Genomic DNA, 11,983 nt, shown 5'->3' with positions numbered 1-11,983 from the left:
TCGCCCAGTTCTGGCGGCGGTGTCAGTGCCCGGCGCCGACGGGGGCGTGGTGGAACCTGCGGCCGGGGTGGTCGGCGGGCAGCCGCACGGTCCCGGGGCCGTACAGCTTCTCCCGCAGGGTGGTGCCCTGGTACTCGGTCCACATCGCCTCGCGGCGCTGCAACTCGGGCACGACGAGCTCGATGAAGTCGGCGATGTCCTGGTACTTGACCGCGTGGCCCGTGTTGAAGCCGTCGATGTCGGCTTCCTCGACCCAGCTGATCAGCTCGTCGGCCACGGTCCGCGGCGAGCCGACGATGGTGGGCCCGCTGCCGCCGATGCCGATGAACTCCGCGATGTCGCGCGGGGTCCACTCCTTGTCCGGGTCCATCTTGGAGAACAGGTCGACCATGGTCTGCCCGGCGTCGGTCTTGACGTGCCGCAGCGGCACGTCCGGGTCGAACTGGGACATGTCCAGGGCGGTCCAGCCGCTGTAGCGCGCCATGGCACCGGAGTAGCTGACCAGCTCGCGGTACTGCTCGTACTTCGCGTGCGCCTGCTCGTCGGTCGCGGCGACGACGACGTTGAGCATCTGCAACACCCGCACCGACCGCGGGTCGCGACCGGTTTCCGCGGCTTGCGCGCGCAGCGCGTCGACCTGCCGCCGCAGTGCGGACTTGGACAGGGCGTTGACGAAGACGCCCTCGGCGTGGGCAGCGGCCAGCGCGCGGCCCTTCGACGAGCCGCCCGCTTGGAAGATCACCGGGGTGCGTTGCGGCGACGGTTCGCACAGGGCGAAGCCGGGCACGGTGAAGTACTTGCCGCGGTGGTCGATGTCGTGCACGCGTTCAGGGTCGGCCCACACGCAGCGGTCGGTGTCGCGGACCACGGCGTCGTCCTCCCAGGAGCCCTCCCACAGCTTGTAGCAGACCTCTAGGTGTTCGGCGGCGACGTCGTAGCGCTCGTCGTGCGGGGTGAGCTGCCCGTTGCCGATGTTGCGCGCGGCGCTGCCGGCGTAGGAGGTCACCAGGTTCCAGCCGATGCGGCCGTCGGTGAGGTGGTCGAGGGTGCTGAACTTCCGGGCCAGCGAGTAGGGGTGCTCGAAGGTGGTGGACCCGGTCAGGCCGAACCCGAGGTGCTCGGTGGCGGCGGCCATCGCCGAGATCACCAGGGCCGGGTCGTTGGCCGGCACCTGGGCGCCGTCGGCGAGCGCTCCGGCGGCGCTTGCTTGGTAGATGTCGTGGTAGCCGGCGTTGTCGGCGAAGAACACGCCGTCGAAGCGGGCCTGCTCCAGCAGCTGGGCGTACTCCGTCCAGTACCGGACGTCCTTGTAGCGGGCGCCCTGGTCGTTCTCGTGCCGCCACAGCCCCGCGGAGAGGTGCGCCGGGCCCTGGAAGTCGAAGGCGAACAGCCGCATGCGACGAGACAACATCATCTACTCCTGTTCGGATACGCGGAGGGACTCGGCAAGCGCCGAGGAGTGCAGCGGGGGAGGGCCGCCGCGCGGTTCCTCCTGCTTCGGCCGGGCCGCGATCCCCCTTGGGAGGGCTGGGGATTCCGGGTGGGCCGTGCTCGCGGGGGCGCGGTCGCGGAAGGCGTCGGCGGTCGGTCCGCTCGCTGACGGCGGATCAGGAAGGTGCCGATCATGGTGCTGCGTGCTCTCACTTCGTGGTGCTGGGCGGAGGGTTCAGAACTCCGAGCTCGCGGTATCCGCCGAGCCGGCCGCGGTGGAAGACCAGGGGTTCGCCCCCGCCGGCTTGCAGGCGGCGCACCTCGGCGATCACGATGACGTGGTCGCCGCCTTCCAGCTCCTGCGCGGTCTTGCAGTCGATCCAGGCGTGCGCGCCGGAGATCTGCGGGGTTCCGTCGAGGGATTCGTGCCAGTCCACCGCGGCGAACTTGTCGTTGTGCTTGCTCGACAACGCGCGGCAGACGTGGTCCTGCCCGTGGGCGAGGACGCTGGCGCTGAAGTAGCCGGCCGGGCGGATCTTCGGCCAGCTGCTCGACGTGGTGGCGACGCTGAAGCTGACCAGCGGCGGTTCGAGCGACAGCGATTGGAAGGTGCCCACGACCAGTCCTGCGGGGTTCCCGGTGGTGGGCTCGCGCCCGGCCACGACGACGACGCCGGTGGGCAGATGCCCCATGACGTCCCGGAAATGACGTGGTTCGATCGTTGGAGACGGCAGCGTCATGATCGCGTTTTCCCTCCCGTTCGGGTGCCGATCGTCGGTGGGGGTCAGTGCGCGGTGCGGATCTCGCGGGCGACGCGCAGCCCGCTCTCGATGGCTCCGTCGATGAAGCCGGCCCAGACGTTCGCGTAGTCGCTGCCGGCGAAGTGCAGGACGCCTTCGGCGCGCTGCTGTGCCGCGAAGTACCGGGTGAGCTGGTGCGGCCGCTGCATCAGCCAGGTCTCCCGCGAGTGCGGGTCGGCCATCCAGTCGTGCCCGGTGACGTCGAGGACTTCGAGGTCGTCGCGCCAGACGCGCAGCGCGGCGCGGACGGCGTCGACGTCGTGCGGCGAGATCCGCCGCGAGTCGGCGCCGAAGGAGACCAGCACGGCGTCGTCCTCGCCGAGGAACTCGGTGCGCACCACCGAAAGCGGGTGCGCGGCCGAGGAGTAGGCGAAGAAGGGCTCGATCGGGCCGCGGACCCGGATCCAGACCTTCACGCCCTTCGCGGCGGTCTTCTCCCGGCCCGCGGCGCGCTTCTCGGCGCACAGCCGGGGGGAGACGTCCAGGTCGCCGAGGATGTTCTGCGGCAGCGTGAGCACCACTCGGCGCGCCTGGATGCGGTCGCCCGAGGAGGTCGTCACGACCGCCCCGGCCGGGCCGTGCTCGATCCGGCTCACTTCGGCGGAGGTGCGGATGTCGGCGTCGGCGTCCGCTGCGATCGCCTCGACCAGGGTTCTCGTTCCGGAGGCGAGTCGGAACACCGCCGACGCCTCGTGCATGAGGTGCCAGGAACCCGCGGTCGCCGCGGTCCAGCGCAGCGCGCTGGTGAACGCCCCGTCTTCGAGCGGCGCGTTGAAGTGCCCGACCCAGGCGGCTTCGTTGGCGTGGTACTCCTCGACGGGCAGTGCGAGCTCGTCGAGCTTGTCCTGGACGCTGAAGCGGTCCACGGTCTCCAGCCCGGCCGCCGAGGTGGGGGCGTCGGGGCGGGGGATCCACCGCATCGTCTCGTGCAGGAGCCGGCGCATGCCCGGGTCGATCAGCTCCATGAAGCCGTCGAGCGTGCCCTTGCGGACCTCGTTCCCGGCCAGCCAGTACGCCTCCTCGGGGCGCGGCCCGCGGGTGACCTCCAGGCCGTACCGGGTGACCTCCGCCCACGCGTGCGGCTGGACCCAGTGCAGCCAGGTCCCGCCGATCTCCAGGTCGCGCCCGAGCCGGTGATCGGTCCACACGCGACCGCCGAGCCGGTCGCGGGCCTCCAGCACGGTGACGCGCAGGCCGTCCCGGCCGAGCTCGCGGGCCGTGATCAGTCCGGCGATCCCGCCGCCGACCACGACGACGTCGGTTTCCTCGGTCACTGGCAGCACTCCCTCGCAGTCGACTGCACGTCGGGTTCTCGTTGCGGCGGATCGGGTGCTCGGCAGCCACCCCGCGGTCCGCTCGCCGGCGAGCGGCGAGGGCGGAGTGCTTCCCGGCGGTCCGCTGAGCGAGTTGAGCTTCTAAACGAACAGATAGTTCAATATATGAACACTATTGCCGGTATTGTGACCCCGCTCGCGTACCGCGTCAAGAGTCTTCCCGGGCGAGATGTTGCGAGGGCAGTGGGCGGATTCGGGTTGACGCGCGGCCCGCGCGGTGCCACTATCCGCGAACGGAACGTTCATTAAATGAACGTAGACGGATGTGCCGTCTGATGTACCCGAGACAGCCGGTCCGGTCCCGCCCAGCGCCGGGCCGGGCGAGACACGCGTGCAGGAGAAGACCGATGCCCTCGCCGAGCATTGCCGAAGCCATCGCCGCCCTCGCGGCAGGCGGGAAGGTCCTCGTCGTCGACGACGAGGACCGGGAGAACGAAGGCGATCTGATCATGGCCGCCGAGCACGCGAGCACGGACGAGGTCGCCTTCTTCCTGGAACACACCTCGGGATTCCTGTGCGTGGCCCTCGACGAGCGCCGGGCCGACGAGTTGGAGCTGGACCTGATGGTCTCGGCCAACACCGAAAGCCACCGCACCGCCTTCCTCGTCAGCGTCGACTACCGGCACGGCACGACCACCGGCATCAGCGCGGGAGACCGGGCGGCGACCATCCGCGCACTGGCGGATCCCCGGCTCGCACCCGCGGACCTGGCCCGGCCCGGCCACGTCATGCCGCTGCGCGCCAAGCCCGGCGGCGTGTTGGAGCGCACCGGGCACACCGAGGCGGGGGTGGACCTGTGCCGCGCGGCCGGGCTGAGCGGAGCCGCGCTGCTGTGCGAGGTCGTCACGCCGGACCGCAGGGACATGATGCGCCGCCCCGAACTGGACGCCTTCGCCGCCGAGCACGGCATCCCGATGATCTCGATCGCCGCGCTGGTCGAGTGGATGCGCGACCACTGCGGCATCCGGCGCACCGGGCAGGCCGCGATCCCCACCGGCCTCGGCGAATTCCGGGCGATCAGCTACGAGCAGGCCGACGGCGTGGAGCACCTCGCGCTGGTGATGGGCGAGGTCGACGGCGGCGAGGACGTCCTCGTCCGGCTGCACAGCGAGTGCCTGACCGGCGACCTGCTCGGCTCGTTGCGCTGCGACTGCGGCTCCCAGCTGCGGATGGCCCTGGAAGCGGTCGCCGCCGCCGGACGCGGTGTCATCGTGTACCTGCGCGGGCACGAAGGCCGGGGGATCGGCCTCGGGCACAAGCTCCGGGCCTACGCGCTCCAGCAGTACCGGGGCATGGACACCGTGGAGGCGAACCGGGCGCTCGGGTTGCCGGTCGACAGCCGCGATTACGTTCCCGCGGCACGCATCCTCGCCGAGCTCGGCATCGCCTCGGTGCGGCTGCTGACCAACAACCCGGACAAGTGCCGCGCGCTCGTGGACTGCGGGATCGCCGTCAGCGAACGCCTCCCGGTCGAAGCGGAGCCGAACGAGCACAACACCCGCTACCTGGCCGCCAAGCGCGATCGGATGGGACACCTGCTCCGGCAGCCCGCCTGAGAGCGTGTCTTCGAGCCGGGGCCGCCGGAGCGCGGCGACTGCACTACGGGCCGTCTCGGCCACCCTCGTCACCACCTGCGCCCGCGTGCGGTGCAGCTCCAGATCGTCCGCTTTGGGCGTGTCTAGGAGTCCCGTGCACGCGAGTTGGGGGTTGTCGAGCTCGCCCGGCACCAAGAGCATGGGCAGGAATGGATCGTCTTCGCCGCTCCCGAAGGCAACGAGGTTTGTGTGCATGACCGGTCCGGTGCGGCCCAAGGTATGATGCATGCATGTGCTGTGCATGCATGGCTCTGGACTGGTGGGTGCCGTCCGAGTGACGGCCGTCGTGTAACCCACTTCGAGCCGTCTTCGGGCGGCTGTGTCCTGTATCGCGCTGCATGCGTGCCTGCTCGTTCGAAGACGGCTCCTGTTCATGGAGTCTTTCGTGGAACATTTCGCCGCACATGGCAATACGACGATTTCTTGGTGCGAAAACGGTCGTTCGAGGTCAGCCCAGTGGGGGCCGATTGGAGGCGCGCGGCCACCGAAGAGAGTCGACATCGTGGGGACCGAACTCCGCGCCGATCTTGCTCTCCGGCTTGCCTCACAGGGTGTCGGCATGTTGTGGCGGGCCGATTTCGCGGATGCTCGGCGATTGCTGTCCGGCATGAGCAAACGTTTGGATCGCAGACCGCCCGAACCCGTACAGGATCCGGCCAAGAGCTTCTACCGGCACCGCCAGGCGCGGAAGAACCGTGCTCGGGTGCTCGGAATGCTGCTGATCGAACTTGGGCCCGGAGCTGTACTGGATCTTCCTCGGGCGCCGGACGTGCGTGCTGCCTGCCGCGAGGTGTACGGCGACCTGGTGGAACCGTGCGTCGTCCCGCTTCGGGAACTTCTCGGAGTGTTGAGCGCTCATCAATGGCGTCGGGACGGCGTACACGTCCCGGCGCTGAACGCGAGGATTCATCCGCACTACGGTGTGTTTCCGCCGACCCGCAACGAATACGTGGATCTCGTCTCGTCGGCCGAGATGGCAAGAGTAGGAACGGCGTTCGATATCGGCACGGGCACAGGAGTGCTCGCGGCCGTACTCGCCAGACGCGGAGTTCATCGTGTCGTGGCCACCGATGTCGCACCGCAGGCCGTGGCTTGTGCGCGGGACAACGTGCGAAGGCTGGGAGTGGGCGACCGCGTGACCGTGACACAGGCCGATCTGTTCCCGCCTGGACGTGCCGATCTGGTGGTCTGCAATCCACCGTGGATACCAGCAACACCGAACTCGCCACTCGATGCAGCGGTTTTCGACCGTGGGGGGCACATGTTGTCGCGGTTCATTCGTGGGGTCGCGGACCACCTGACGGTCGGAGGTGAGGCTTGGCTGGTGTTATCGGACCTCGCGGAACTACTCGAACTGCGTACCCGTGCGCAACTGCTGGCCGAGTTCGACGCAGCCGGGCTTGCCGTGCTTGAGCGCCTGGGCGTGGGCGCACGACATCCACGGGCTCGGTCCGCACACGGCCCGCTCGCGTCGGCGCGAGCGGCAGAACGGGTCTCGCTGTGGCGCCTCGGCGCGGAAAATGGAAAATGATGTCAATGCTGAGGTGTTGCCGAGGGCAACGAGTTCTGCATCTGGCCGTCGCGCGACGGAGTCGAGGAGGATCGAGTAGTGATCTAGCATGCGGCTGTGTTGACGCGGGTGCCTGCCAACAGCGTTGTGGGGGTGGGTGGTGCCCGCACTCTCTCTACCGTCAGGATCACGAACGCGGCGATCTCGCCTGGTAACAGGCTGGATAAGAGTGCGCTGGTGGCCGGATCCCTTGAACCCGCCCCGTGGAACTTCGTTGGCCAGCGCGAGGTGTGAGTTCATCCAGACCGTCCCGGCGTCCAGGCGGGTCGGCCCTACAAGGACCTCGCCGGCGGACCCGGCCGAGATCGGCGAGCGGCTGCGCGCCGCCGTCGTGTCCACGGCCCCCGCGCGCCTCCCCCTACTGCTTGTCGGAGGTCTCCTCGCGGCCGTTCTTGGGCAGATCCGTCCGGTTGTTGGAGTTCGGGATCGGCCCCGGCAGGTGCATCGGCTCGGTGAGCGGCCCCATGCTCGTCAACCCGGAGCGGGTCTCGGTGTGGGTGCGCTCGGCCGCCTGCGCCGGCAGGGCGTTGGCCACGTAAGGATCGATCTCGTACAGCGATCCCCAGTCCCGGTTGACGTCCCCCTCCAGGTAGGTGGGCAGCTCGCGCATCGTGGTCGCCACGTCGAGCCACGCGAACGGTCCGCCCGCGTCCGGCGACGACCAGCCCGCGCCGATGTCGCGCACGTCAGCCCCGCCGGAGACCCGGTACTGCGGCATCTGCGCGATGCCGTCGTGGATCTTCGACGGTTGCAGGCACGGGTGCTGCATCGCCGCGCTCCAGTCGAGGAACGTCGGCGCCTTGGCGACGACGTCGGTCAGGCGGGCCAGCTGCGGCACGCGGGGCGCGCTGAAGGAGAACCACGCCTCGGCGCCGAGGCCCTTGTCCGAAGCGACCAAGCGCACTTGGTCCGCGTCGGCTGCGGCGCCGTCGACCACGAGTCGTGCGTCCCGCCAGCCCGGACCACCGGCGGCGCTGACCGAGCGCCGGTCGAGCACCTTGAAGCCCTCGGGCGTCTGGGTGCCGAACTCGGCGGTGAGGGTGTTGGCGCCGCCGAGCTGGCCCGCGACGGCGACCACGACCGGCACCTTGCCGTCCCGGGCGCGCTGCGGCAGCGGGTACCAGGGGGTGCGCATCGTGCCGGTGCCGTAGCCGGTCGGCTCGTAGCTGCCCCAGTAGGGAGCCTTGGGCCCGCCCATCTGGAACGGCGGCGTGTACTGCCGCTGCGCCGGGTCCTGGCTCGTTTCCGGTGGGAGCCCCCCGTCGGTGGTGAAGCCCTGCTGCCTGCCCTGCAGCCAGGTCTTCGGGGTGTCGGTCTTGCGGGCGTCCTGCGGCACGGTCCAGCCGGGGGCCGGCGTGCTCGGCTGCTGCGCGCTGGGCTGCAGCATGTTGTCCAACGGGTGCTGCTCGACGTAGACGTCGTCGGACAGGCCGCAGCTCCCGCCGCTCAGCTGCTCGATGTTGTCCTTGCCCATCGTGTAGGTGTTCCACCGCTTGTCGATCGCCTTCACCAGGCTGCCGACCTCGAAGAGCATGAGCAGCGCGCACACGATGGACAGCGGGGCGGTGCCGAGTTTGAGCGCGCGGCTGCGCCCCTCCCAGCCGCCGGTTTCCGGCACGACCGCCGGCGGCGGGTTCTTCTCATCGAGCCGAACGTGTTCGAGGAAGGCGACCACCAGCGCGATCCCGGCGAGCAGCAGCAGGAACGTGCTCAGCTTCCAGCCGTGCACCTGCGGAGGCATGTTGTACCAGGGCACGCCCCAACTCGACACGTACCACCAGGCGTTGGGCCCGGTCGCGGCCAGCGCGGTCACGAACATGAGGCCGGCGAAGAAGACCGCGCGGTTGCGTTTGGACCGCAGGACCGTGGTGCTCGTGGCCAGCGCGGCCAGGGCCGCCAAGGCGCCGCCGACGGCGGCGAGCATCCCGAAGTGGTGCGTGTGCTTGGTCGGGGTCACCGCGAGCACGACGAACGCGAGCGCGGACATGCCGAGCATCCGGCGGCTCGGGCCGAGCGCGGCCCCGCGGATCTGACCGCGGCGCAGCAGCACCACCAGGCACACCGCCAGGCACAGGAGCACCAGCAGCACCGGGAACCGCCGGGTCATCGCCCCGTTGGAATCCGGGGTGAACAACATCTGGTACCGGGCCAGTTCCTCATACCACTTCTGGCTCGGGCCGATCTCGCTGCGGATCTTGGTGGCGTCGATGGCACCGGCCCACGTCTGATCCCAGAACAGGAGGTTGAGCACCGCGAAACCGCACGCGGCGATGGTGGCCAGGACCGGCATCCAGCCGAACCGGTGCGCGAACCGCCGCACCAGTTTCAGCAGCGGTTTCAACGCGACGACGAACGGCAGCACCGCCATCAACCCGTGCGGGTTGACGCCGACCGACATCGCCGCGAGCACCAGGCCCACACCTGCCGGCAGCATCCGCCGCGTGGCAACGGCCCGTTCCACCGCCGTCAGTGACAGCAGTGAGAACATCGCCACGAGGTTCTCCGGGCGCAGCCCGTTGTCGTAGGGCATCCAGAACGCCAGGAACACCGCCCCCGCGGCCCAGCCGGCGGCGCTGCTGCGCCGCACCTGCTGGCCCAGCCTGGGCAGCACCTTGCGGCTGATCAGGAACCAGCACACGATCCCCATCAGCAACGAGGGCAGCCGCATCCACGGGGTGGCCGTGCTGACCTTGGTCATGAGCGCGTACAGGTCGACGTGCCAGGCCATCGGCGCGTCGGCGGTGGCGAACCACCGGTAGTACTCGCCGATGTAGCCGGCGTCGGCTCGCGTGCGCGCCATGGTCAGGAAGTACCCGTCGTCGGCGGTCATCGCGCCGATGAGCCACCACAGCACGAGCACGCCGAGCACGACGACGTCCCGGAAGGACAGCCGCCACCAGCGGCGCGCAGCCAGGCGGGGCGGGCGCCGTCCGGCGATCGCGTCCATGCGGTGCATCGCCCACAGGGCGAGGGCGAAGCACGCAACGGACGCGGCGATCGCGGCCCACTTGATCGCGGTCGCGCTGCTGGCCCAGCGGTTGTCGATCCGCGCGGTGACCGACAATCCCGCAGTGCTGTCCTGACCGGAATTCAGTTGGGAGAAGATGCCGGTCATTTGCGGCCGCAGGTCACCGTGCACCGCCGCGAGGTGGTGCCCGCCGACCGTGGCAGTCGTCCCGGACACATCGGAATGCACGTCCACCGTGCAATTCCCGTCGGGCACGGGCACGGTTCCGAGTTGCTGGCCCCGGGTTTGCAGCGTCAGCAACCCGTGGTCCACGGTCAGCGACATGCCGGTGAGCTTGCCGTAATCGGAATTCGGCGGATTGGTGTTGAAAAGCGTGCCCGGCCCGGGCACGCGTTGTTCGAGATCACGGATCGACGGGCACGGGATGCGCGCGTCGATCTTCACCGGAGCCACCGCGGTCAGCGGTGCGGAAACCGCCCGGGTCCCCTGCGCGGTCGGCCACTGCAGGTCGACGATCTGTTGCGTGACCGGGAGGAACGGTACCGCGATGGCCAGGACCGCGCTGATCAGACCGCACAGGGTGGCCAGCGTCACCAACCCCCGGCGCGAACGCCGGGAGCTGTCGGACGGGACCTTCTGCAACGCGCCCTGCGGGGCGGGTCCGTCCGCGCCGCCGTACCCCGAAACAACCACGTCCCACAGGCTAACCATCGAAATCATCGGGTCCTGCCGGGGGCGCGACCGGGCCCGTCGATTTCCCCCGCTCGTACGGGTTGCCTGGATTGACCAGGAGGGATTTTCGGACCACGTGCGGGAAAGCTGCGCACCCCGGCCGCCGAGCCGAAGCCGGTTCCTCGCGCCTCGGAACGTTTTCTCAAGAAATTCTCAGAGTGTGTCTCAGCTGACTTTCCCGAGTTTCTCGCAGCAGCTCACATCGACGGCGAGGGCGCAAGCACCGGACTCGACATCGGGAACCATTGCCGCGACTCGTGCCGGTGCGCCGAACTCGCGCGGCGCGGCGAACGCTCGCCGGTAGCGCACCGGCGGTCTCCGGCACGGCGCTGGCCTGCCGGGGAGCAGCGTTCGGTCGCCGCCGCCGAAGATCCCGACAGGTGCGCGCCAAGCGCGTCGGCGTCCGCGAGTCCTCAGGTCGGCTACCGAGTTCGACCCGGTCGCACAGGACCAACGCCTCAGGTTGAGGCACCGCCGCCAACGGCATGGTGGAACCGGTCATGGCGTCAGCGGTCTCCTCCTGAGGCGGGGCCGTTGAATCAAGACACGGGAGGTCCCCCGTGCGGTTGTCCGGTGGACGAGGAAGAGCTCGTCCGGCGCAAGAATCGCCGGGCCTCGCGCGCAGACTGACCGCGAGTTCAGCCGCAGCGCACCCGTTGCACTCAAGGCGCGGATATTTCTCCCAGACAACGAGGAAGGTCGAAGAAATGAAGATCGCTGTCATCGGTGGGACCGGGCTCATCGGATCGCAGGTGGTCAAGATCCTGAACGGGAGCGGGCACGAGGCGGTGCCGCACTCGCCGTCCACCGGTCTGGACCTGCTCACCGGGCGAGGTCTGCCCGAGGCGCTGGACGGGGCCGACGTCGTCGTCAACCTGACGAACTCACCGACCTTCGACGAAGCCTCGCTCCAGTTCTTCCGGAAAACCATGGAAAACCTGGTGACGGCCGCGAAGGCAGCCGGCGTCGGCCACGCGGTCATCCTCTCGATCGTGGGCGCCGACCAGGTGCCGGGCCTGGTCTACTTCCGCGCCAAGGTGCTGCAGGAGGACATCCTCAAGGCCGGCCCGGTGCCGTACTCGATCGTCCGCGCCACGCAGTTCTTCGAGTTCATCGACTCGGTGCTGTCCTGGACCACCGACGAGCACACCGTCCGCCTGCCCGCCACGCTCCTGCAGCCCATGGCCGCGGCCGACGTCGCCCAGGCCGTGGCCGACGTCGCCGTGGGCCCTCCGCTGCAGGGCACCCGCAACGTCGCCGGGCCCGAGGTCTTCGCGCTCAACGAGCTGGGCAACATCACCCTCGCCGCCCGTGGTGACCAGCGCACCGTCATCACCGACAACAGCGCCGGCATGTTCGCCGCCGCCTCGGGTGATGTCCTCATCGCCAAGGACGACGCCGTTATCGCCAAGACCGCCTATCGGGAGTGGCTCGCGCGCTGACTCGGCTCGGTGACGACGCGGATGCTGCGCACGCTCGCGGAAGCACTCCAGGTAAGCGTGCCCTCGGCCCAGACCCGCCAGAACCGAGCCGACCGATGCCACCGATGCCCG

7 protein-coding genes are annotated in these 11,983 nt (G+C 69.5%); 3 read left to right on the top strand and 4 right to left on the bottom strand.

Annotated elements, in window-relative coordinates; translation table 11 throughout:
• Positions 1 to 22 precede the first annotated feature (22 nt).
• The 3 genes from NV263_RS17450 to NV263_RS17440 all read right to left on the bottom strand — a co-directional run bounded on the left by NV263_RS17450 (position 23) and on the right by NV263_RS17440 (position 3,505).
• Complete coding sequence (locus NV263_RS17450) at positions 23 to 1,414, bottom strand: LLM class flavin-dependent oxidoreductase (protein ID WP_263247371.1); 1,392 nt, start codon at positions 1,412 to 1,414, stop codon at positions 23 to 25.
• Positions 1,415 to 1,640: 226 nt separating this feature from the next.
• Positions 1,641 to 2,171, bottom strand: a complete 531-nt coding sequence (locus tag NV263_RS17445) for a flavin reductase family protein (RefSeq protein ID WP_263247370.1) — start codon at positions 2,169 to 2,171, stop codon at positions 1,641 to 1,643.
• Between the two features lie 44 nt (positions 2,172 to 2,215).
• Positions 2,216 to 3,505, bottom strand: a complete 1,290-nt coding sequence (locus tag NV263_RS17440; protein WP_263247369.1) for a flavin monoamine oxidase family protein — start codon at positions 3,503 to 3,505, stop codon at positions 2,216 to 2,218.
• A gap of 407 nt (positions 3,506 to 3,912) precedes the next feature.
• On the opposite strand from NV263_RS17440, the gene ribA reads away from it, so the two are divergent.
• Both ribA and NV263_RS17430 read left to right on the top strand, forming a co-directional pair.
• A complete protein-coding gene (ribA, locus tag NV263_RS17435; RefSeq protein ID WP_263247368.1) occupies positions 3,913 to 5,121 on the top strand; it encodes a GTP cyclohydrolase II in 1,209 nt (402 codons plus the stop codon).
• A 541-nt stretch (positions 5,122 to 5,662) separates the two neighbouring features.
• Entirely contained in the window at positions 5,663 to 6,691 is a 1,029-nt protein-coding gene (locus NV263_RS17430) for a methyltransferase (protein WP_263247367.1), read from the top strand.
• A 397-nt stretch (positions 6,692 to 7,088) separates the two neighbouring features.
• On the opposite strand, the gene NV263_RS17425 is transcribed toward NV263_RS17430, so the two are convergent.
• Positions 7,089 to 10,391, bottom strand: coding sequence for an arabinosyltransferase domain-containing protein (locus NV263_RS17425; protein ID WP_263247366.1), 3,303 nt, complete (start codon positions 10,389 to 10,391; stop codon positions 7,089 to 7,091).
• A gap of 746 nt (positions 10,392 to 11,137) precedes the next feature.
• On the opposite strand from NV263_RS17425, the gene NV263_RS17420 reads away from it, so the two are divergent.
• Positions 11,138 to 11,872, top strand: a complete 735-nt coding sequence (locus NV263_RS17420; protein ID WP_263247365.1) for an SDR family oxidoreductase — start codon at positions 11,138 to 11,140, stop codon at positions 11,870 to 11,872.
• The last annotated feature ends 111 nt before the right edge of the window (positions 11,873 to 11,983 follow it).

The sequence above is a fragment of the Saccharopolyspora rosea genome (assembly GCF_025643595.1).
GTDB classification, from domain to species: domain Bacteria; phylum Actinomycetota; class Actinomycetes; order Mycobacteriales; family Pseudonocardiaceae; genus Saccharopolyspora; species Saccharopolyspora rosea.
This window is presented reverse-complemented; position numbering and strand designations above follow the sequence as displayed.

Coding starts and splice junctions, on each gene's coding strand:
- NV263_RS17420 (WP_263247365.1), top strand. CDS start 11,138: ATGAAGATCGCTGTCATCGGTGGGACCGGGCTCATCGGATCGCAGGTG.
- NV263_RS17445 (WP_263247370.1), bottom strand. CDS start 2,171: ATGACGCTGCCGTCTCCAACGATCGAACCACGTCATTTCCGGGACGTC.
- ribA (WP_263247368.1), top strand. CDS start 3,913: ATGCCCTCGCCGAGCATTGCCGAAGCCATCGCCGCCCTCGCGGCAGGC.
- NV263_RS17450 (WP_263247371.1), bottom strand. CDS start 1,414: ATGATGTTGTCTCGTCGCATGCGGCTGTTCGCCTTCGACTTCCAGGGC.